The 19777-nt window shown below is 63.4% G+C and carries 21 protein-coding genes; 13 read left to right on the plus strand and 8 right to left on the minus strand.

All coding sequences use genetic code 11. The annotated features are described in order from the left end of the window. Positions 1 to 117 precede the first annotated feature (117 nt). The 6 genes from R0382_RS17675 (at position 118) to R0382_RS17700 (ending at position 5733) form a co-directional block, all read left to right on the plus strand. A complete protein-coding gene (locus tag R0382_RS17675) occupies positions 118 to 1425 on the plus strand; it encodes an MFS transporter (RefSeq protein WP_432721326.1) in 1308 nt (435 codons plus the stop codon). A 109-nt stretch (positions 1426 to 1534) separates the two neighbouring features. Next, the gene (gene ettA / locus R0382_RS17680; protein ID WP_432721327.1) at positions 1535 to 3202 is read left to right on the plus strand and encodes an energy-dependent translational throttle protein EttA; all 1668 of its coding nucleotides are present in this window, start codon (positions 1535 to 1537) and stop codon (positions 3200 to 3202) included. 95 nt (positions 3203 to 3297) lie between these two features. Further along, the gene (locus tag R0382_RS17685; protein WP_432724190.1) at positions 3298 to 3513 is read left to right on the plus strand and encodes a VF530 family DNA-binding protein; all 216 of its coding nucleotides are present in this window, start codon (positions 3298 to 3300) and stop codon (positions 3511 to 3513) included. 74 nt (positions 3514 to 3587) lie between these two features. Next, on the plus strand, positions 3588 to 4370 hold the full coding sequence (locus tag R0382_RS17690; RefSeq protein WP_432721328.1) for an EI24 domain-containing protein: 783 nt from the start codon (positions 3588 to 3590) through the stop codon (positions 4368 to 4370). A 146-nt stretch (positions 4371 to 4516) separates the two neighbouring features. Beyond that, positions 4517 to 4921 carry a YkgJ family cysteine cluster protein gene (locus R0382_RS17695; RefSeq protein ID WP_432721330.1) on the plus strand — a complete coding sequence of 135 codons (405 nt, stop codon included), beginning with the start codon at positions 4517 to 4519 and terminating at the stop codon, positions 4919 to 4921. A gap of 83 nt (positions 4922 to 5004) precedes the next feature. Then, positions 5005 to 5733 (plus strand): hypothetical protein, encoded by a 729-nt coding sequence (locus tag R0382_RS17700; RefSeq protein WP_432721331.1) that lies wholly within the window; start codon positions 5005 to 5007, stop codon positions 5731 to 5733. A 23-nt stretch (positions 5734 to 5756) separates the two neighbouring features. Here the strand turns inward: R0382_RS17700 and R0382_RS17705 are convergent, their stop codons facing one another. Next, positions 5757 to 6221, minus strand: coding sequence for a YiaA/YiaB family inner membrane protein (locus R0382_RS17705; RefSeq protein WP_432721332.1), 465 nt, complete (start codon positions 6219 to 6221; stop codon positions 5757 to 5759). 34 nt (positions 6222 to 6255) lie between these two features. Beyond that, positions 6256 to 7524: a toxic anion resistance protein gene (locus tag R0382_RS17710; RefSeq protein ID WP_432721334.1), complete on the minus strand. Its 1269-nt coding sequence runs from the start codon at positions 7522 to 7524 to the stop codon at positions 6256 to 6258. Between the two features lie 139 nt (positions 7525 to 7663). Here R0382_RS17710 and R0382_RS17715 point away from each other — a divergent pair, with 139 nt between their 5' ends. Then, on the plus strand, positions 7664 to 7858 hold the full coding sequence (locus tag R0382_RS17715) for a Lar family restriction alleviation protein (protein WP_432721335.1): 195 nt from the start codon (positions 7664 to 7666) through the stop codon (positions 7856 to 7858). 119 nt (positions 7859 to 7977) lie between these two features. On the opposite strand, the gene R0382_RS17720 is transcribed toward R0382_RS17715, so the two are convergent. Further along, the gene (locus R0382_RS17720) at positions 7978 to 8955 is read right to left on the minus strand and encodes an MBL fold metallo-hydrolase (RefSeq protein WP_432721336.1); all 978 of its coding nucleotides are present in this window, start codon (positions 8953 to 8955) and stop codon (positions 7978 to 7980) included. 128 nt (positions 8956 to 9083) lie between these two features. Continuing rightward, positions 9084 to 9287, minus strand: coding sequence for a hypothetical protein (locus R0382_RS17725; RefSeq protein WP_432721337.1), 204 nt, complete (start codon positions 9285 to 9287; stop codon positions 9084 to 9086). A 334-nt stretch (positions 9288 to 9621) separates the two neighbouring features. Between R0382_RS17725 and R0382_RS17730 the strand changes: the two genes are divergently transcribed. Beyond that, positions 9622 to 10473 (plus strand): TonB family protein, encoded by an 852-nt coding sequence (locus R0382_RS17730; protein ID WP_432721338.1) that lies wholly within the window; start codon positions 9622 to 9624, stop codon positions 10471 to 10473. A 205-nt stretch (positions 10474 to 10678) separates the two neighbouring features. Here R0382_RS17730 and R0382_RS17735 read toward each other — a convergent pair whose 3' ends face one another. Further along, positions 10679 to 11572: a LysR family transcriptional regulator ArgP gene (locus R0382_RS17735; protein WP_432721339.1), complete on the minus strand. Its 894-nt coding sequence runs from the start codon at positions 11570 to 11572 to the stop codon at positions 10679 to 10681. A 101-nt stretch (positions 11573 to 11673) separates the two neighbouring features. On the opposite strand from R0382_RS17735, the gene R0382_RS17740 reads away from it, so the two are divergent. Together R0382_RS17740 and R0382_RS17745 are read left to right on the plus strand one after the other, a co-directional pair. Beyond that, complete coding sequence (locus R0382_RS17740) at positions 11674 to 12279, plus strand: LysE/ArgO family amino acid transporter (RefSeq protein ID WP_432721340.1); 606 nt, start codon at positions 11674 to 11676, stop codon at positions 12277 to 12279. Positions 12280 to 12367: 88 nt separating this feature from the next. Then, positions 12368 to 13087 (plus strand): glutathione S-transferase family protein, encoded by a 720-nt coding sequence (locus R0382_RS17745; RefSeq protein WP_432721342.1) that lies wholly within the window; start codon positions 12368 to 12370, stop codon positions 13085 to 13087. A gap of 18 nt (positions 13088 to 13105) precedes the next feature. On the opposite strand, the gene R0382_RS17750 is transcribed toward R0382_RS17745, so the two are convergent. Continuing rightward, the gene (locus R0382_RS17750) at positions 13106 to 14005 is read right to left on the minus strand and encodes a carbohydrate ABC transporter permease (RefSeq protein WP_432721343.1); all 900 of its coding nucleotides are present in this window, start codon (positions 14003 to 14005) and stop codon (positions 13106 to 13108) included. Then, complete coding sequence (locus R0382_RS17755; RefSeq protein WP_432721344.1) at positions 14002 to 14895, minus strand: carbohydrate ABC transporter permease; 894 nt, start codon at positions 14893 to 14895, stop codon at positions 14002 to 14004. The genes R0382_RS17750 and R0382_RS17755 overlap by 4 nt, the downstream gene beginning before the upstream one ends. Before the next feature lie 145 nt (positions 14896 to 15040). Here R0382_RS17755 and R0382_RS17760 point away from each other — a divergent pair, with 145 nt between their 5' ends. Then, positions 15041 to 15907, plus strand: a complete 867-nt coding sequence (locus R0382_RS17760; protein ID WP_432721345.1) for a polysaccharide deacetylase family protein — start codon at positions 15041 to 15043, stop codon at positions 15905 to 15907. Positions 15908 to 15998: 91 nt separating this feature from the next. Continuing rightward, on the plus strand, positions 15999 to 16925 hold the full coding sequence (locus tag R0382_RS17765; RefSeq protein WP_432721346.1) for a haloacid dehalogenase-like hydrolase: 927 nt from the start codon (positions 15999 to 16001) through the stop codon (positions 16923 to 16925). Positions 16926 to 16972: 47 nt separating this feature from the next. Here the strand turns inward: R0382_RS17765 and fumC are convergent, their stop codons facing one another. Continuing rightward, positions 16973 to 18379 (minus strand): class II fumarate hydratase, encoded by a 1407-nt coding sequence (gene fumC / locus R0382_RS17770; RefSeq protein ID WP_432721347.1) that lies wholly within the window; start codon positions 18377 to 18379, stop codon positions 16973 to 16975. A gap of 111 nt (positions 18380 to 18490) precedes the next feature. Between fumC and R0382_RS17775 the strand changes: the two genes are divergently transcribed. After that, positions 18491 to 19609 carry a BamA/TamA family outer membrane protein gene (locus tag R0382_RS17775; protein WP_432721348.1) on the plus strand — a complete coding sequence of 373 codons (1119 nt, stop codon included), beginning with the start codon at positions 18491 to 18493 and terminating at the stop codon, positions 19607 to 19609. Positions 19610 to 19777 lie beyond the last annotated feature (168 nt).

Below are 19777 nucleotides of genomic sequence, written 5' to 3' on the forward strand. Positions count from 1 at the left end.
GCGCGGGCCCAACCGGCCCGACGCACGCGTCCTTTACCCCAAGGACCGACCACCGGCAGTCCCTACCCCCGACCCGTCGTCGCGCAGCCGTTTTCAACGACCACGGCGCTATTCACCATGACGACTTCCCCGGCGGCCCACCGCCCCCTCAATCGCGACGATATGCGCACGCTGTCGCTGTCCGCCCTCGGCGGCGCGCTCGAGTTCTACGATTTCGTCATCTACGTTTTCTTTGCCGCCGTCATCGGCAAGCTGTTCTTTCCGCCGGACATGCCGGACTGGCTGAGCCAGCTGCAAACCTTCGGCATCTTCGCCGCCGGCTATCTGGCGCGACCGCTCGGCGGCATCATCATTGCCCACTTCGGCGACAAGCTCGGCCGCAAGAAGATGTTCACGCTGTCGATCTTCCTGATGGCGGTGCCGACGCTGGCGATCGGCCTGATGCCGACGTACGCGAGCATCGGCATCGCCGCGCCGCTGCTGCTGTTGCTGTTCCGCGTGATGCAGGGCGCAGCGATCGGCGGCGAAGTCCCCGGTGCCTGGGTCTTTGTCACCGAACACGCGCCGGCCAACCGCACCGGCGTCGCCGTCGGCACGCTGACCGCCGGGCTCACCGCCGGCATTCTGCTCGGCTCGCTCGTGGCAACGGCCATCAACACCCGCTACAGCCCGGAGGACGTCGCCGGTTATGCATGGCGCATTCCGTTCATCCTCGGCGGCGTATTCGGCTTTTTCGCCGTCTACCTGCGCCGCTTCCTCGAGGAAACGCCGATTTTCAAGGAACTGCAGGCGCAGAAAGCCGTGGCCGACGAGCTGCCGCTCAAGGCCACATTGCGCAACCATATCGGCGCAGTGCTGGTGTCGATGCTGCTGACCTGGGTGTTGTCGGCGGCGATTGTCGTTGTCGTACTGTTCACGCCGACGTATCTGCAGAAAGTCCACGCCATCGCACCGGCGCTGGCGCTGCAAGCCAATAGCATCGCCACGCTGGCACTGACCGTCGGCTGCATCGTCTTCGGTTTTGCCGCCGACCGCTTCGGCGCACGCAATACCATGCTGGTCGGCTTTTCCGGCCTGCTGGCGAGCAGCTATCACTTCTACACCGCCCTGCCCGGCGACGGCGCCACGCTGATGTTCAACTACGGGCTGACCGGTTTCTTCGTCGGCGCGATCGCCACCGTTCCCTATGTGGCCGTACGCGCCTTCCCGGCGGCGGTGCGCTTCACCGGGCTTTCGTTCTCGTACAACGTCGCCTATGCGATCTTTGGCGGCATGACGCCGATGCTGCTGACCTACTGGGTGCGCAGCGATCCGCTGGCGCCGGGTCATTACGTCGCCGCGCTGGCGGTGCTGGGCATCCTGCTGGCCTTCGTGCCGCTGGCGGCCCGCCGCCACGGCGATCAGGCGGTACTGGCGCAGGCCTGACCGGCTGCTGCGCCACCACTGAGCCCGGCCACGCGCCGGGCTTTTTGTCGGCCGGCGCATGGCGGCGTTTGGTAGAATCGCGCCATTCCAACCAATTGGCGATTCAGCAATGGCCCAGTATGTGATGTCGATGCTCCGCGTGAGCAAGATCGTTCCGCCCAAACGTCAGATCATCAAGGACATCTCCCTCTCCTTTTTCCCCGGCGCCAAGATCGGCCTGCTGGGTCTGAACGGCGCGGGTAAATCCACGGTGCTGCGCATCATGGCCGGTGCCGACAAGGAATACGACGGCGAAGTCCAGCATCTGGCCGGCGTGAAGATCGGCTATCTGGAACAGGAACCGAAGCTCAACAACGAAGCGACCGTGCGCGAAGAAGTCGAAAGCGGCATGGGCGAAGTGATGGCGGCGCAGAAGCGCCTTGAAGAGGTCTACGCCGAGTACGCGCTGGAAGACGCCGACTTCGATGCGCTGGCCGAAGAACAGGGCCGCCTCGAAGCCATCATCAGCGCCGGCGCCGGCGACAACACCGAACTGCAGCTCGAACTCGCCGCCGACGCGCTGCGCCTGCCGCCGTGGGATGCCGTCATCGGCAAGCTCTCCGGCGGTGAGAAGCGCCGCGTCGCGCTGTGCAAACTGCTGCTGTCCAAGCCCGACATGCTGCTGCTCGACGAACCGACCAACCACCTTGACGCCGAATCGGTCGAATGGCTCGAGCAGTTCCTGGTGCGCTTCCCGGGCACCGTGGTCGCAGTGACCCACGATCGCTACTTCCTCGACAACGCCGCCGAATGGATTCTGGAACTCGACCGCGGCGAAGGCATTCCGTGGAAGGGCAACTACTCGAGCTGGCTCGAGCAGAAGGAAGCACGCCTCGAGCAGGAATCCAAGTCCGAAGGCGCGCGGATGAAGGCGATGAAGCAGGAACTCGAATGGGTGCGCCAGAACCCGAAGGGCCGTCAGGCCAAGTCGAAGGCGCGGATCGCCCGCTTCGAGGAACTGTCGTCGTACGAGCACCAGAAGCGCAACGAAACGCAGGAAATCTTCATCCCGGTCGCCGAGCGTCTCGGTGACAAGGTGATCGAGTTCAAGGGCGTGTCGAAGAGCTTCGGCGACCGCCTCTTGATGGACAACTTCAGCTTCAACGCACCGGCTGGCGCCATCGTCGGCATCATCGGCCCGAACGGCGCAGGTAAATCGACGCTGTTCAAGATGATCGCTGGCAAGGAGCAGCCGGATTCGGGCGAGATCGACATCGGTCAGACCGTGCAGATGGCCTTCGTCGAACAGACGCGCGAAGGGCTCGAAGCCGACAAGACCGTGTTCGACGACGTCTCGGGCGGCAACGACATCCTCACCGTCGGCAAGTTCGAGATGAGCAGTCGCGCCTATCTGGGCCGCTTCAACTTCAAGGGCGGCGACCAGCAGAAGAAGGTCGGCATGCTTTCCGGGGGCGAGCGTGGCCGGCTGCATCTGGCCAAGACGCTGCTGCAGGGCGGCAACGTGCTGTTCCTCGATGAACCGTCCAACGACCTCGACGTCGAAACCCTGCGCGCGCTCGAAGACGCGCTGCTCGAGTTCGCCGGCACCGTGTTCGTGATCTCGCACGATCGCTGGTTCCTCGACCGGATCGCCACGCACATCATCGCGGCCGAAGGCGATTCGCAATGGACGTTCTTCGACGGCAACTATCAGGAATACGAAGCCGACAAGAAGAAGCGCCTCGGTGAAGAAGGCGCCAAGCCCAAGCGTATCCGCTACAAGCCGGTCACGCGTTAAGCTGCGACCGCTGCGCAAAACGGGCCTGTCGGCCCGTTTTTCATTCACGACACCGACCGAGGCCCGCACTGAACGCCCATCAAGACAACAATCCGCTGCACGGCATTACGCTTGAGCGCATGCTCACCGACCTCGTCGACTACTGGGGCTGGGACGAACTAGCCCGGCAGATTCCGCTGAACTGCTTCAAGCACGAGCCAAGCATCAAATCCAGCCTGAGCTTTCTGCGCCGCACGCCATGGGCGCGCACCGAGGTCGAAGGCTTTTACGCCTATTGCCTGCGCCATTACAGCGCCAACGCCAGACGCTGATCGACCAACCATCTGACTGTCAGCCCTGTGGGCTGCATAATTGTCGCTGTCTTTCATCGATACTCAGGAATCCCATGTCCGGAATCCCCGCCTCCGCAGACAAGCTGGCGCCGCCGCTCGCGCCCGGCGAAGTACTCCATTGCGTCCGACTGGGCCTGCGCGACAGCGTGCGCCCGCGCCTGTTGGCGGTCTCGCTCGGCGTCTGGCTAGGTACACTGCTGGTGCTGGCGATCCTCTACGCACTGGCATGGACGCCGATCACCGCCGCGCTCGACGCCGCGTCGCGCTTTCTGGTGCTGGGCATACCGCACTGGTTCGGCTGGGTGCCCGATCCAGCGAGCCTCATCGGCCGGATCGCCGCCGGCTTGATCACCGTGGTCCAGTACGTATTGGGCTTGATCGGCTTTGTGCTTTCGACGCTGCTGGTTGCGCGCGTCATCCTCGAAACGGTGCTGATGGGCCAAGTACAGAGGGTGGTGCTGCGGCGCTACCCGGCATTGGAAGGCCAGGTACAGCGCCCGTGGCGCGCCGATCTGCGCGACCTGCTCGGCAACCTGGGCACGCTGGTCGCCGGCACCTTGCTGTGCCTGTGCATTCCGCTGATCGGCGCAGCGCTGCTGGTTCTGCTCAGCGCGTATCTGAACGTGCGCGGGCTGGTCAACGACGCTTTCGACGGCGTGGTCAGCGCCGAGCAGCAACGCGCCTTTGTGCGCCAGCAGCGCGGACAGATGCTGCTGGCCGGGCTGCTGCTGGCCGGACTGGCGCTGATTCCCTTTGTGGCACTGTTGATGCCCGGCATGCTCGGCGCAACGAGCTGCCACCTTGGCTTTCGCTGGCTCGAACGGCAAGACAACTGAAGCCCTTGCCGGCTCCGCGTGGGCGTTCGGTGTTCAACGTGCATATCTGCTCGGACGTGGGGCGGGTACAGCCACTCAGCCTGCCGGCGCACGCGCATCCCGCCAGCCGCGTATAATTGCCCCGCTTCACATCCGCCTTGCCGTCCATGCCCGCACCGTACAAAAAACTGATCCACGTCTCCACGATGGAAAACCTCGACACCTGGGCGCGCTATCGCAACGGCATGTGCCTCGACTGCAAATCCGGCTGCTGTACGATGCCGGTCGAGGTCAAGCTGCCCGATCTGGTACGCATGGGTGTCGTCGACGCGTTCGAGGCCGAGCACGAACAGGCGAAGCAGATTGCCAAGCGGCTGCAGAAGGCCGGCGTCATCCAGCACTTCAACTTCAAGCAGAGCGTGTTTACGCTGGCACAGCGCGCCAGCGGCGATTGCAGCTATCTCGACGCCGACTCCCGGCTGTGCACGATCTACGACCTGCGGCCCAACACCTGTAGAAACCACCCGAAAATCGGCCCGCGCCCGGGCTTTTGCGCCTACCGCAACAAGTAAGCGCCGGCCGGCGCATTCCTGCATGACCGTGTCTTGGCTATACTCTTTCTTCGAAAGAAAGCATTCAAGGCAGCGGAACAAGCATGAGGCAACGAAGCAACTGGGTCACCGGCAGTTTGCCCAAACGCGGCAGCAAACAGCCCAAGCCACGCCAGCCCAGCGGTAACGCATCACTCCGGAAGTTGCTGCAAGCCGGACAGCGCCAACAGCTTGGCCAGCCACTCGAGTTATCACTGCGGCAAAAAACCGCCTCCAACACGGCCATTGCGCTAACCCTGCTGGCAGCGGCCCTGCTGATCACCGCGCTGGTGTTGCATCGCTGGTTCTGGCTCGCACTGGCCACCGTGCCGCTGTTGCTGGCACTGCTATCGGCTTGGCGCCGGCGTTCGAGCAAGCAACAATCTGCACGACTGATCAATCCGGTTGCAGTCCAGCAACTCGATGCGCTGTTGGCGACGATCGCCTCACGCTTGCCGGACGAAGCGCTGACGCACATTGCCCGGATCAAGACACAACTGCACAAGCTGATCCCACTGCTCGCCGAGCCCGTCACGACAATCCCGATGGAGCGGGCCTACTTCGTTCAGCAACTGATCGCCCGCTACCTGCCGGACGCCTGCCAGCACTATCTGGCAATGGCCGATATAGCATCTGGCGCCGAAGCGATAGCGAGGTGCGAGGCAGGCAAGGCTGAATTTGTTTCACAACTCGCGCTGATGCTCGATCAACTTGAGGCGCTGTCCGCGCTGATCGCCGAACAACGCGCCGAGCACCTCGCCCTGCACGGTGCCTTTCTGCGCAACCGCGGCTAATCGCCGCGGTACTGAACACCGGCTCAGGGACGGGCGCCCTGAACAGCCAAGGTCGGCTGATCCAGTGCCGCGCCGCTTTCAAGCAGGTCAGCTTCGTGTTTGTCACGCACCGTCTTGGCCAGCGTGAAGACCGCGCTGATCAGATAGATCCAGCTCACCAGCATATAGCTCTTCTGCCAGACATCGATGGTCATGCGGAACAAGCCCCAGGCCGTCAGCGCAACGGCGATGGCAAAGGCGGCCCAGACGGTCAACGCCCATGCGCCGGTATCCACTTTCTCGTCCCGATTGTCGCGCAGCAGCTTGGCCAGGGTAAACGCGGTAAACAGACAGAAGAAATAACCGATCGCCAGAAACGCGCGATCCAGACTTTCGCTCGGCATATTCCATACGCCCACTGCGCAAGCCGCAACGGCCAGCACGAACGACAGCCAGACTTGCAGCTGCCAGGCCGAGGTATCACGACGAATCAGATATTGCGTACTCATTTCATTCTCTCCAGTGCTGTTATGTTGGGATAAATCAGAGTGCGACCGGACCATCGACATTCGGGCTGGCGGCGTCCCGCAGCTGCTGTTGGCGCACCTTGTCGAGATAACCCTGCGCACGCTCCAGCTGCTCGCTCAGCACACGGTTGTTTTGCGCCATGGTATCGATGGCCTTGCTGCGAAAACTGTCCATGCTGTCCATCGCCTTGAAGGTCAGGTCGAACATTTCCTTGAGCTTTTCGACGCCAAGCAAGGGATTGGCGCCGAATTGGGCGACGTGATCCACATGATTGTTCAATTGCTTTCCCGACTCGGCGATCAGGCCCTCGACCGCGGCATTCACCCCGGCCAGCATCGACATCACCTTGACCTGATTGCCCGTCGCCCGCGCCACGGTTTGCGCCACGGCCAGCGCCGACATGCCCGTGGTGGCCACCCGGTCACAGCCGATCACCATTTCACGACTGGTTTTCTTCAGCACGTCGAGCGATAGATAGCCATTCACGCAAACCGCCTGCTGCGTCAGCATGTCCTGGAGATTTTGCCGCGCGTAATACAGCACCTCTTGCTCTAGTGCCTTCGCCCGCTCGGCATCGGTCGCTTTCAAGGCCTCAACCTTTTGGCCCAGCCGGGTATCGAGTTGCTCGGCAAAGCGAATCGCAGCCTTGAGTTTTTGCATCGCCTCCCACAATTTGGTCCGGGCCGAATCGATCTCGATGCCATCGCGCTGCATATCGTCGCGCGCGGCGTAAATCTGCCCAAGCGCAGCCTGGAGCTGCGAGCTGGAGGCCTGAAAACGGCGAAAATAGCGCTTGAGCTTGTCGCCAAATGGAAAGATGGCCAGGATTTTGTTAGGCGCCAGCAAATCGCCATCGCGGCCCGGATTCAATTCATCCAGATGGCGGCGCATTTCCGCCATCGCAATAAATGCCGGCGATGACTCCATGCCGAGCATATTGCGCGCCATGAATCGGCCGGTCATCAGGTTGGCGGTCAGCGAGATTTCCTCGCGCCCCAAACGAAAAGCCGAATCGAGCTTGGCCTTGAACGAATCGCCGTGAACATCTTCATCCAATAGCGCAAAGATGAAACGATCTACCTGTTCATCCACACGTTCGGCGAGTTCCGGTGATAGCGGCAGGGCATCGCCGGCCTGCTGCGGTGCCAGTGGCTGAATCGGCTCGGGTGGCGTCAGGACAAGGCCCGGTGCTGCAGTTGTACTCATAAGCGATGTCTCGTTCGGTACCGGTTGATGAGCAAATGGATCACACGACCCAACGATATTACACAAAATAAAATACAACAGTCAGCTAACGTAAAAATCAACCGATAGCCCGGGTGCGTGCCATCGTCGGCAGAAAACAAACGGTGTCCGCGCGGCAGCCACAGTGGTCTGCCACTCCGGTCCCGCGTATCCTGCTGCTTTGCCCTGCATACCTGTCATGACAGATCCCAAGCCCCCGGTCCAACCCCAATCCTGCCCCAAGTGCGGTGCGCCGCCCGATGTGCGCAAAGCCGGCGCCAATCGGGTCTGGGTGCAATGCGCCAAATTCGGCGCCAACGGCAACTGCAATGTGATCTGTTCGCCGCAGCCGAATCGCAAGGATGCGATCGCGGCGTGGAACCGGATGAAGTAGGCGTTTCAAGCGATCAATGAACGATCAACGTAAAACGGGAAGGCATCGCCTTCCCGTTTTACGTTGGAGCGCCAATCGGAGCCGCCAATCCATCAAGCCCCAATCAACCGTGACCCTAGTCAGCGATCGCTACGGATCGGCCCGTACTCGATCGGCACCCACGCGTAGGCGCCCCCTTCGGTGCGCACATGGCCGATTCCCGGGAACGGCAGGTGGGCGCCGCCAACCCAGAGTTTGTCTTTCGCCGCGTTGGCGAAAATCGCCTTGCGCGTGGCAATCGCCTGCTCGCTGTTCACGTCGAACTCGAGCGAAACTTCGGGGCGCGCAAACTGCACCGAGTGACTGTGGACCAGATCGCCCCACAGCAGCAGGCTCTGGTTTTTGGAGCTGAGCAGATAGGCCGTATGCCCCGGTGTATGGCCGCTCGCGACAACCGAGCTCACGCCCGGCAGCAGCTTGTCGCCGGCGTTGAACACCCTGAAACGTCCTTGCCGGGCATAGGGCAGGATCGAATCCTTGGCCATCTTGAAGAAAGGCCGCGTGTCCTGCGGCGCCTTCGCGGCGGCGGCGTCATTGAGCCAGAAGTCGCTTTCCGACTTGGCGACATAGACATCGGCGTTCGGGAATACCGGCTTGCCGTCGGCGGTGCTGATGCCGCAGGCATGGTCCGGATGCAGATGGGTCAGCAGCACCAGATCGACCTGTTCCGGCGTGTAGCCGGCGGCCTTGAGGTTGGCAACGATACCGCCCAGCGCCGGCCCGAAACACTTGCCGGCACCACTATCGACAAGGACCAGCTTGTCGCCGGTATGTACGAGAAAGGCATTGACGGCGGTCTGTACGCCCGGCGTGCTCTGCAGGAACATCCGTGCCAGCAAGGTCTGGATATCCTGGGCGCTGGCGCCCTTCAGCAGCGTGGGGTCGAGATCGATGTAACCGTCGTACAGCGCGGTCACGACGAAATCACCGACGGCCATCCGGTAAAAACCCGGCACCTGGGCATTCAGCTGCGCGGGGGGCGCGGCATGTACCGGCAACGCGGCAGTGCCAGCCAGCGACAGGGCGAGCAACAGCGATTTGAGGGTCTTGCTAGGCATGCATCTCTCCGAGTTTGCGGCATCTGCCGTTTACGCCTTCGAAGATAAACATCCTTACTAATTCTGACTAGTGCATTTCTCAAGCAGAACGTGGAGAAAAGACACCCAGCGTCGACTCACCGCTGTTTTCAGGCGGATTCACCGGCCGGTTCATCGCCTTGCTGTCGCGGCGTTTCGACCGGCTGAAGGCGCTTGTCACTATGTTGCTCGCGCGCCAGGCGAATCTGGTTTTCAATATCACTGATCCTGGCGGTGCTGACGTCGCCGGCGGCATTGGCGATGCCAACCACCAGAAAGCCGGACAAGGACATCACGGCGATGCGGGATTTCATTTTCATAAGTCTCCTTGCTGCGGGGGCTGGCAAAATCGTTGCAATGTTGCCGGCGAGGCGCGCTTCAGCGGCGCGCGGGCAGACAGCAGCGCGACCAGCGAGCACAAGGCCGCCAAAGGAATTTGTCAGACACCTTTGCAACCGGAAATCAGCCCGTATCCGCGATGACCGGCGGGCCAGGCAAGCTGTATATCTGGAATGACCGGCGGTTTGCCCCGCAGGTTCCCCGGCATTTGGGCCACGATCGACGGCGACGCAAGCGCCGACACCAGTCAGGAACCATGCTAAGTTCTCGCCTTCGCCCCTTGTACATTGCAGCAGCCGGACCCGATTGATGCAGCAGTCCCCCGATATCTCCCCCGAACGACAAGCTACTCCGCGCTGGCTCTGGCTGGCGCTGGTCGCGTCGCTGCTCGGTCATTTGTCGCTGCTGTTGCTCCAACCTTTGCAGCAATCGGGCAGCGTCGCGGCGGGTCCACCGCCACTGCAGATGCGGCTGGTCCGGACGCCGAAGCCGGTCGCGCCCACACCGCCCACCGCTGCCATCGCACCGCAGGCCACGCCGGTGCCGGAGAAAAAACCGGTGCAGGTTCGCGATCGTTCGGAATACGCAGTGCCGAAGTCGGCGGCCAAACCGCCGGCCCGGCGCAAACTGGCCACGGCCAGCGCGCCGGCGACCGCTCCCCAGCCACCGCTTGACCTGAGCGTCAACGAAGTGGAAATGAAGGGGCTCGACGAAGCGCTCGGCGTTCGCCCGGACGGTAAGCAGCGCAAGCTGGTGACCCGCTATGCCGACCTGCCCAAGGAAGGCAACGACGTCGAGGAAGACAGCGCCACGCGGGCGCAGCAGCGCCCCGATACCCGCGCGATGTTCGGGCTGTGGGAAGCGCAGATCCGCAACAAGGTCGAGCGCATTGGCACGATGAACTATCCGCGCGATGAAAAGGGCAACCCGCTGCAGGGCTTGCTGCGCTTCCGGCTGGTGCTGAACGCCGACGGCACGATTGCCGACGCGCAGGTCGAGGAAACCTCGGGCGATCCGCGCCTCGACGCCGAGACGCTGAAGATCATCCGCTACGCTGCGCCATTCGGCCCGGTACCCAAACCGCTGCTCGACCGCAACGGCAAGATCTCGCTGGTCCGTTACTACCGCTTCGTCAACGAACGGACGCGCTGGAGCAACTGAGCACCTGCTCCACTGGGCGACTAGGCCTCCCCATTTTGTCGCCGTCCGGCGCGAGCCCCCGGCAACGGGCACGCTTAGGGTCGCGCGCCAGGAGGCTGCCTGCGTGGCGCCCTCATGGGTCGCCTGTCCTTCCACCCTCCTCCCCATGGGGGTGTGGCTTCGGATGACGAAAACGGCCCCGGCTCGATCACCGACTGAACTAGGTTCAGGGACTCTGGCGCAGCACCGCTCGCGCCGCAGCGACGACGCGGCGGAACAGCGCATCGACCATCGGCGCCTGAATCTGCCACGCATGCCAATACAGCGGTACATCGTGCGGCCGCGCCGGCAACAGGTCGACCAGCGTGCCGCTGGCCAACTGAGTTTTGACCGCCAGTTCGGGTACCAGCACGTAACCGACGTCGAGCAGGGCGAAATCGACAAAGGCTTGCGACGACGGCATCAAATGCGCCGGGTAATGTCCCTCGCCGATGCCGAAGTGCCGCGCCAGATAGGCGCCGAGCATCGCGTCCTTGCGGTTGTACAGCAGCCCCGGCGCGCTCAGCAATGCAGTACGGCTGACGCCATCGGCAAAGTAGCGGGCAGCGAACCGCGGCGTAGCAACGCAGATGTAGCGCAAGGCGCCAAGCGGCTCGGCCAGACAGCCGCGCATGGCATCAGGCCGCGCCGATACGCAGGCCAACACCTCGCCGCGCGCCAGCAACTCGTGGGTGTAATCCTCATTGTCGACCTGTAGTTCGACCGTGAACGGCGAGCCAGCCAGCGTTTCGGCCAGCACCTGCGGCAACCACGCGTGCAGGCTGTCAGCGTTCACCGCCAGCGCCAGGCGCGACGGCCCTTCGCCAGGGCCCGCGAGCGCGCGCAGCGCTTCTTCCTCCAGCAGGCGGATCCGGTCGAGGTAGCGCAGCAGCGTCTGGCCGGCGCCGGTCGGAATGCAGGGCCGCCCTCGTGTCAGCAGCGTCTGGCCGAACCGCGCCTCGAGCGCCCTGATCCGCTGCGAGATCGCCGATTGCGTCAGGTGCAGTGACGCCGCGGCTCGCTCGAAGCTGCCTTCGCGCACCACGGACAAAAAGGCTTCGGTGAGTTTGCCGTCGAACATAGATTAGAAAATTTTATGTTTACTGAAATAGATTAATTCCAATCGCCTGATGCCGTGGTGATTTTTATGCTGCAAGCCATCGTCACGAGGAGCTTGCAAGCATGAATCCGATCTACTGGCAGGGGCTGGCACTGGGCGGCAGCCTGATCATCGCCATCGGCGCGCAGAACGCGCACGTACTGCGCATGGGGTTGCTGCGGCGGCATGCGCTGCTGACCGCGGCGATCTGCGCGCTCTGCGACATCGTGCTGATTGCACTCGGCCTGCTCGGCATGGGGGCGCTGCTCGCCGCTTCGCCATTGCTGCTTGCCGCGGCACGCTGGGGCGGCGCCGCTTACCTGAGCTGGTATGCGATCGGCTCGCTGCGCGCAGCCTTCAAACCCGCGGCGCTCGACACCGCAGCCGGCACCGGCGCGGGCAGCCGTCGTCAGGCGCTGTTGGCCGCATTGAGCTTCAGCCTGCTCAACCCGCACGTTTACCTCGATACGGTGCTGCTGCTCGGCAGCGTCGGCGGCCGCTACGACGCAATGGCCCGGCTGCAGTTCGGTCTGGGTGCGATGTCGGCGTCGCTATTGTGGTTCTTCGGCCTTGCCATGGCCGCCAGAACACTGGCGCCTTGGCTCGCACGCCCTGTCGTCTGGCGCATGCTCGACGCACTGACCGCGATGACGATGTTCGGGCTGGCGGTGCTGCTGCTGCAGAGCTAGCGAGGAACGTTGAGATTGAACGCCCCGTTGTGGCGCAGAACCGCTTACACTTGGAGCTGACGTCCGCACAACCGTATCTATCCATACCATGATCACGCTGTTTACCTTCGGCCCCGGCATGGGTCTGCCCGACCCCAGCCCCTTTGTGACCAAGACCGATGTGCTGCTGAAACTGTCCGGCCTGCCCTACCGGACGCAAGCCGGCAGCATCTTCAGTGCGCCCAAAGGCAAGCTGCCGCATATTGACGACGATGGCCGCAAGGTCGTCGATTCGACGTTCATCCGCGCCTATCTCGAAGATCGCTATGATCTCGATTTCGATGCGGATTACACGCCAGCGCAACGCGCACTGGCGTGGGCGGTCGAGAAAATGCTCGAAGAACACCTGTACTTCGCCGTACAGGCACTGCGCTGGGAAAACGACGCGAACTTCGAACGTGGCCCGGCCGAGTTTTTCCGCAATGTCCCGGCGCCGATGCGCGCCGGCGCCAAGGCGATGATCCGCCGCCGCGTCAGCCGCGACCTCTACGGTCAGGGCATGGGCCGGCACACGGCGGACGAGCAGTTCGAGCTGGCGCGCCGCGATATCGACGCCATCACCGAGCTGCTCGGCGACAAGCCCTACCTGCTGGGCGACACGATCTGCGGCACCGATGCGACGGTGTTCGCCTTCCTGCTCGGCACGCTGTGCCCACGCTTCGAATCGCCGCTGCGCCGCTATGCCGAACAGCACAAGCCGCTGGTTGCCTACGTCGAACGGATGATGGAACGCTTCTATCCCGACTTCACCGGTTGCAAGCAGGCCTGAGCCGGCACGGCAACCGGCTTAGCGGCGGCTGAGCCCGCCGCCGCCAAGGAAGAGCCGCTGCGTCAGCGCGAATGCGCCGACGACCGGCACCACCGAGAGCACGATCGCGGCCATCACCAGATTGGTCGAGACCGCGAACGGCCCGGTCAGATCGTTGAAAATGCCGACCGCCAGCGGCATTTTCAGACGCTCCTTCAACACCACCGCCGGCCACAGGTAGTCGTTCCACGCGCCGACGAAGGTAAACACCGCCAGCGTTGCAATCATCGGTTTCGCCATCGGCACCGCGACGCGCAACATCACGCCGAATTCGCTGGCGCCATCGACGCGCGCGGCATCGAGGATTTCGCTTGGCGTTTCCTGAAACGTTTGGCGCATCAGAAAAACGCCGAACGCCCCGGCAACATTCGGCAGCACCACGCCGGCATAGCTGTCGAGCAAGCCCAGCCGTGCACAGGTAATGAAGTTGGGCACGATCGCCACTTCGGCCGGCACCATCAGCGTCGCCAGCAACAGCACGAACAAGGCATTGCGGCCACGAAACACCATTTGCGCCAAGGCGTAGGCGCATGGAATGGTCAGCAGCAGCACCAGCGCCGTGGTCACCGTTGAAATCAGCAGCGAGTTGGCCAGATAGCGCCAGAACGGCATCTCGTAGAACACCCGATCGAACCACATCCAGCCCGGCTCGTTGGGCAGAAAGGCTGCCGGGAACGCCCATATCTGCGAGCCGTCGACCGACAATGCAACCGACAGCGCCCACCAGAATGGAAATACGGTAAACACACCGAACAGCAGCAAGGCGGCGTAGCGCGGCAACGCCAGCGCCGTATCGCGTAGCTGCCGACGAAACCGGTACCAGCGCGGTGGCGCCTTCGGTACCGGCAGCACCAGCCCCCGGGCCAGTCCCTGGTTCATACCGCCCCTCCGCGACGCAACAGGCCGTGTTCGCCGAAGTAACGCAACTGCAGCGCGGCCAGCGCCAGACAGGCCAGCGTGACAATCAACCCGGCCGCCGCCGCCAGGCCAAAGTTGTGTCCGAAAAATGCGGCCCCGTAAACGAAGACCAGCGCGGTCTGGGTATCGGCCTGCCCCCCGGTGAGTACGATCACCTCCTGGAACGTCTTGAGTGCCTGAATCGTCGACAACAGCGTGCACAGCAAGATCACCGGCTGCATTGCCGGCAGCACCACATGGCGCAAACGTTGCCACGCATCGGCCCCATCGATCTGCGCGGCCTCGAGCGGCGCACGCGGCACCGTCTGCAAGCCGGCCAGGTACAACACCATGTAGTAACCGACGTTTTTCCAGAACGAGAACGCCATCACCGCGTACAGCGCCAGCTGCGGATTGCCGAGCCAGTCTGGTTGCGTGCCGAAGTCGATCAGCCTCACCGACTCCAGCAGCCAGTTGAACAGGCCGTCGAAACGCAGCACCTGCTGCCAGACCACCGCAGCGATCGACACCGCAATCACTACCGGCAGGTAGTACAACGCCCGAAAGAAGCCGATGCCGGGCAGCCTGGTATGCACCAGCAAGGCCAGTCCGAACGCACCGGCCTGCAGCAGCGGCACCAGCAGCAGGAAAAGCAATGAATTCTTCAGTGTATGGCCGAACGACTCGGAGTCGGCCAGCTCGACGAAATGCGCGAAACCGTTCCACATGCTGTTGCCGGTTTGCGGAAAGTAGTCGCGGAACGCCAGCCACAGGTTGAACAGCATCGGCCAGAGCGTGAATACCGCGAAGACAGCGAAGAACGGCGCGATGAACAGGTAGGCGGTACGGGGGTGAACACCGGGCATGGCCATCGAACACTCCTTGGGCTGTGTTGACGTAGTGTATGACGATCGACTACATAGTGTCTTTGCCTTACTTGCTTATGTTTAAATTTCGTGGAAATGAAAAAGAAAACAATTGGTAAGCGCGACGAATAACCCGAGGACGACCGCCGACATGAAACTGCTTCCGCGCCACTACCTTGGCATTGTGCTTGCCGCCTTGCTGTTGCTCGCCGCCATCTGGGGTGTGATCGCCTGGTGGCCACCGGCACCGCCCGCACCAAGCCAGATCGCTGCCGACGTGCACAAAACGACGCAATCGGTTCGCACGCCGTTTCTCGATAACTGGGGGCAGGTGGCGCAGGAGAAGATGACCCAACAGGCCCTCCGGCACCCGGGAGTCGTCTGGCTCGAAGGGGCCACGCACCGGCGCGAGATCGCGCTGACGTTCGACGACGGCCCGAGCCCGTGGACGCCGGACCTGCTCGACGTACTGAAAAAACACCGGATCAAGGCGACATTCTTCTGGCAGGGCAGCCAGATGGTCGGACGCGAGGACATCGTCCGGCGCGCACTGGCCGAAGGACATACGGTCGCCAATCACAGCTGGGACCACCCCGACCTCGCCGGCACCGACGAAAACTACCTCTGGAACGAGCAGATCGGCCGGACGCAGGACGAGTTCCGCCGCATCATCGGCAAGGCACCGACGCTGATGCGCCCGCCATACGGCAGCATCGACGACGCGCAGATCGACACCCTCGGCAAGCACGGAATGAAGGTCGTGCTGTGGTCGATCGACGCAATCGACTGGTACCGCAACCGGATGCTGTTCGGCGCGCACGCCATCGAGCGCGGCGTGCAGCCGTATGTGCACGAGGAAGCGATCGTGCTGATGCACGATGGCGGCGGCAAGCGCGGCGACACCGTGGTTGCGGTCGACCGCCTGATTCCGTGGCTCAAGGCCGGCGGTTACGGCTTCGCCACCGTCGACGCACTGCTCGGCGTGCCGCCCTACTTCACCGAACCCGGTGCGCGCTGAGGGCCGGGTCGTCCCGGTTCACCGACGGGCAGAATCGGTCGCAGCGGGCGAACAGGTTTACAGTAAGGCACGACCTTCAGCGGAGACCACCATGCATAAACGTCTGCTCGACTGTAACGCCTCGGATCTTGCCCGCATCGGCAAGGCCGACCTGCTGCACGCCATCCACGCCAGCGAAGGCCGGGTGCTGGTGTGCGAAACCATCGGCGCGGTCCAGCCGATGCTGGTAACGATCAGCAATGCCGAATTCGCCGCCAGCATGGGCGCCGACCTGTTGCTGCTCAATCTGTTCGACGTCAACGCGCCGGTCGTCAACGGCCTGCCCAGGGACACCGCACCGGACGACGTCGTCCGCACGATCAAGCACCTGACCGGCCGGGTGATCGGCATCAACCTCGAACCGGTCGACCCGAGCTTCGGTGCCAGCGAGGACGAGCTGTGGGGCATGCAGCCGGGCCGACTTGCCACTGTTGCCAATGCCCACAAGGCCGCAGCGATGGGCGTCAACCTGCTGGTGCTGACCGGCAACCCGGGCAACGGCGTCTCGAACGCCGCGATCACGCACTCGCTGAAAGCGATCAACGCCGAGGTCGGCGACCGGCTGGTGCTGGTCGCCGGCAAGATGCACGCGTCGGGCATTCTCGGCGAAGGCGCCGAGCAGATCATCACCCGCGCCGATATCGACGAATTCGTCGCCGCCGGTGCCGACATCATCCTGCTGCCGGCACCAGGCACGGTGCCGGGCATCACGCTCGACTACGTGCGCGAGCTGGTCGGCCACGCGCACAAGCTCGGCGCACTGACGCTGACCGCCGTCGGCACTTCGCAGGAAGGCGCCGACGAAGCCACCATCCGGCAGATCGCGCTGATGGCCAAGATGACCGGCACCGACCTGCATCACCTCGGCGACACTGGCTATATGGGCATGGCGTTGCCGGAGAACATCATGGCGTACGGCATTACCATTCGCGGCCGCCGCCACACTTATGCGCGGATCGCGCGTTCGATCAACCGCTGAGCAGCACAAGCCGCCTTGAGTGGCGGCTTGCTAGCGGTGCTTTGATCTCAGCGACCGACACTCGGATGCGTCATCTCGATCGGCACGATCCAGCGCGCATAATCCTCCTCGCTCAGGAAGCCGAGCGCCAGCGCCGCATGCTTCAGCGTCGTGCCGTCGTAATGCGCCTTCTTGGCGATCGCGGCGGCCTTGTCGTAACCGATGTGCCGGTTCAGCGCGGTCACCAGCATCAGGTTTTTGTCGAGGTTCTCGTCGATCCGTTCCAGGTTCGGCTCGATCCCGACTGCGCAGTGATCGTTGAACGCACGGCAGGCATCGGCCAGCAGCGTGATGCTCTCGAGCACGTTGTGCACCATCACCGGCTTGTAAACGTTGAGCTGGAAATTGCCCTGGCTGCCGGCGAATGCCACCGCGGCGTCGTTGCCGAAGACCTGGACGCAGACCATCGTCAGCGCCTCGCACTGCGTCGGGTTGACCTTGCCCGGCATGATCGAGCTGCCCGGCTCGTTCTCCGGAATCACCAGTTCGCCAATGCCGCAGCGCGGCCCGCTGGCGAGCCAGCGCACATCGTTGGCCATCTTGAACAGGCCGCCGGCCAGCGTGCGCAGCGCCGCCGACGTCTGCACCAGCGCGTCGTGCGCGGCGAGCGCGAAGAACTTGTTCGGCGCATCGACGAAATGATGGCCGGTCAGCTTGGCGATGCGTGCCGCGGCGGTCGCGCCGAACTTCGGATGCGCATTCAGCCCGGTGCCGACGGCCGTACCGCCGATCGCCAGCTCCAGCAATCCCGGCTCGGCGGCGGCCACCGCCTTGAGGCCGAAATCGATCTGCGCCACCCAGGCGCCGATCTCCTGCCCCAGCGTCACCGGCGTCGCGTCCTGCAAGTGCGTGCGGCCGGTCTTGACGACGTGCGCGTACTCTTCGGCCTTCTCGGCCAGCGTCGCGCGTAGTTTTTCCACCGCAGGCAGCAGGACCGCGTGCAGCTCCTCGACGACGGCGATGTGCATCGCGGTCGGAAAGGTATCGTTCGAACTCTGGCCGCGATTGACGTGATCGTTCGGATGCACCGGTGTCTTGCTGCCCAGCTCTCCGCCAGCCAGCTCGATCGCTCGGTTGGCGATCACCTCGTTGGCATTCATGTTCGACTGCGTGCCCGAACCGGTCTGGAACACGACCAGCGGGAAGTGCGCGTCGAGCTTGCCGGCGATCACCTCGTCGGCCGCCTCGGCAATCAGCGCAGCCACATTGGCCGGCAACTCGCCCAGCGCCAGATTGGCCTCGGCGGCGGCATGCTTGAGGATGCCGAGTGCGCGGATCATCGGCCGCTGCCAGCGGAAGCGGTCGACGCCGATCGGAAAATTGCCGATCGAGCGCTGTGTCTGCGCGCCCCAGTAGCGTTCGGCGGGGACGTCGATCGCGCCCATCGAGTCGGTTTCGGTACGGTAAGAAGTCATTGCGGGCTCCGCATCAGGGGATCAGTTCGAGCTTAGACGGCGGTCGTTGGAAAAGGCTCCATGGCGCTCATCGTCCGATAGAATGCCGCATCACCCTCGCACGGTCACCCCATGCGCGTCCTGCTCGCTTTTTGCCTTGCCCTGCCGATATTGGCTGCCGTTGCCGACGACACCCTGAACTTTCGTGACCCGGACGACGGCGCGGTCGACCTGAGCAACTATCTGCTCAACCAGAAGGGTGTTTTTCCGGTTCCGATCATCATCACCGAGCCGGCAATCGGCTATGGCGGCGGCGTCATGCTGCTGTACTTTCGCGAATCGTTCGCCGAAGCCGCCGCCGAGGGCGTGAAGGAAAGCGGCCGGAAAATGCCGCCGTCGATCAGCGGACTCGGCGGTTTCGGCACGCAGAACGGCAGCTGGCTCGGCGCGGCCTTTCACTTCCAGCCCATAGCCGGCGACCGCTATCGTTATTTCGGCGGCATCGGCAAGACTTCGCTCAATCTGGATTACTACGGCGCACTGAGCCGGCCGCGCAGCTATACGCTCGACGGCGATTTCCTGATCCAGCAGTTCCTGTTCCGCCTTGGCGACAGCGACTGGTTCGTCGGCCCGCGCTACAGCTATTTCCGCAGCGATGTCGGCTTCGGCGACGGCAAGGCCGCCGAACTCGGCGATTTCGAAGCCAGCCGGCGCACCGGTCAGGCCGGTCTCGTCATCGACTACGACAGTCGCGACAACATCTTTTTCCCGAATCGCGGCAGCTATATGGAAATCGAGCTGCAGATGGCGCGGGGCTGGTTGGGCAGCAGCAGCGATTTCGAGAGTTACAACGCCCGCGGCTATACCTGGCTGCCGCTGGCAAAAGCCTGGACGCTGGGCTTGCGCGTCGACGGACAGACCATCACCGGCGATTACCCGTTTTACGCCCAGCCCTCGGTCGATCTGCGCGGGATCGAACGGGGCCGCTACCAGGACGAAAGCGCCGCCGCAAGCGAAGCCGAGCTGCGCTGGGACGTCACGCCGCGCTGGTCGCTGCTGGCCTTTGGCGGCGTCGGCAAGGCATGGGGCCGCTGGCATGATTTCAGCGATGCCAAAACCGTCTACAGCTACGGCACCGGATTCCGCTACCTGATCGCCAAACAGCTCGGCATGGCGGTCGGGCTCGACTTCGGCTGGGGCCCCGATGGCGAGCAGGCGTTCTACATCCAGGTCGGCAGCGCGTGGAAATGAGCGCCCGCAATCACCGGGGTTGATGCCTGCGGCGAGTCCGTCGCTGACTGCGTTGCGCCCGCTTGCCGTACATCTCTGTGTGCGCTTTGCCTCCTAAAGCGGGTTTTGTCAGCGCCGCCAACGCCACGGGCATGACCGGCGCCGGACGAGCCGGTAAGCTTGCGCTTT

Source organism: Jeongeupia wiesaeckerbachi (assembly GCF_050916355.1).
In the GTDB taxonomy this organism is placed as follows: Bacteria; Pseudomonadota; Gammaproteobacteria; order Burkholderiales; family Chitinibacteraceae; genus Jeongeupia; species Jeongeupia wiesaeckerbachi.

Coding starts and splice junctions, on each gene's coding strand:
- R0382_RS17675 (WP_432721326.1), top strand. CDS start 118: ATGACGACTTCCCCGGCGGCCCACCGCCCCCTCAATCGCGACGATATG.
- ettA (WP_432721327.1), top strand. CDS start 1,535: ATGGCCCAGTATGTGATGTCGATGCTCCGCGTGAGCAAGATCGTTCCG.
- R0382_RS17690 (WP_432721328.1), top strand. CDS start 3,588: ATGTCCGGAATCCCCGCCTCCGCAGACAAGCTGGCGCCGCCGCTCGCG.
- R0382_RS17695 (WP_432721330.1), top strand. CDS start 4,517: ATGCCCGCACCGTACAAAAAACTGATCCACGTCTCCACGATGGAAAAC.
- R0382_RS17700 (WP_432721331.1), top strand. CDS start 5,005: ATGAGGCAACGAAGCAACTGGGTCACCGGCAGTTTGCCCAAACGCGGC.
- R0382_RS17705 (WP_432721332.1), bottom strand. CDS start 6,221: ATGAGTACGCAATATCTGATTCGTCGTGATACCTCGGCCTGGCAGCTG.
- R0382_RS17715 (WP_432721335.1), top strand. CDS start 7,664: ATGACAGATCCCAAGCCCCCGGTCCAACCCCAATCCTGCCCCAAGTGC.
- R0382_RS17720 (WP_432721336.1), bottom strand. CDS start 8,955: ATGCCTAGCAAGACCCTCAAATCGCTGTTGCTCGCCCTGTCGCTGGCT.
- R0382_RS17725 (WP_432721337.1), bottom strand. CDS start 9,287: ATGAAATCCCGCATCGCCGTGATGTCCTTGTCCGGCTTTCTGGTGGTT.
- R0382_RS17730 (WP_432721338.1), top strand. CDS start 9,622: ATGCAGCAGTCCCCCGATATCTCCCCCGAACGACAAGCTACTCCGCGC.
- R0382_RS17735 (WP_432721339.1), bottom strand. CDS start 11,572: ATGTTCGACGGCAAACTCACCGAAGCCTTTTTGTCCGTGGTGCGCGAA.
- R0382_RS17740 (WP_432721340.1), top strand. CDS start 11,674: ATGAATCCGATCTACTGGCAGGGGCTGGCACTGGGCGGCAGCCTGATC.
- R0382_RS17745 (WP_432721342.1), top strand. CDS start 12,368: ATGATCACGCTGTTTACCTTCGGCCCCGGCATGGGTCTGCCCGACCCC.
- R0382_RS17750 (WP_432721343.1), bottom strand. CDS start 14,005: ATGAACCAGGGACTGGCCCGGGGGCTGGTGCTGCCGGTACCGAAGGCG.
- R0382_RS17755 (WP_432721344.1), bottom strand. CDS start 14,895: ATGGCCATGCCCGGTGTTCACCCCCGTACCGCCTACCTGTTCATCGCG.
- R0382_RS17760 (WP_432721345.1), top strand. CDS start 15,041: ATGAAACTGCTTCCGCGCCACTACCTTGGCATTGTGCTTGCCGCCTTG.
- R0382_RS17765 (WP_432721346.1), top strand. CDS start 15,999: ATGCATAAACGTCTGCTCGACTGTAACGCCTCGGATCTTGCCCGCATC.
- fumC (WP_432721347.1), bottom strand. CDS start 18,379: ATGACTTCTTACCGTACCGAAACCGACTCGATGGGCGCGATCGACGTC.
- R0382_RS17775 (WP_432721348.1), top strand. CDS start 18,491: ATGCGCGTCCTGCTCGCTTTTTGCCTTGCCCTGCCGATATTGGCTGCC.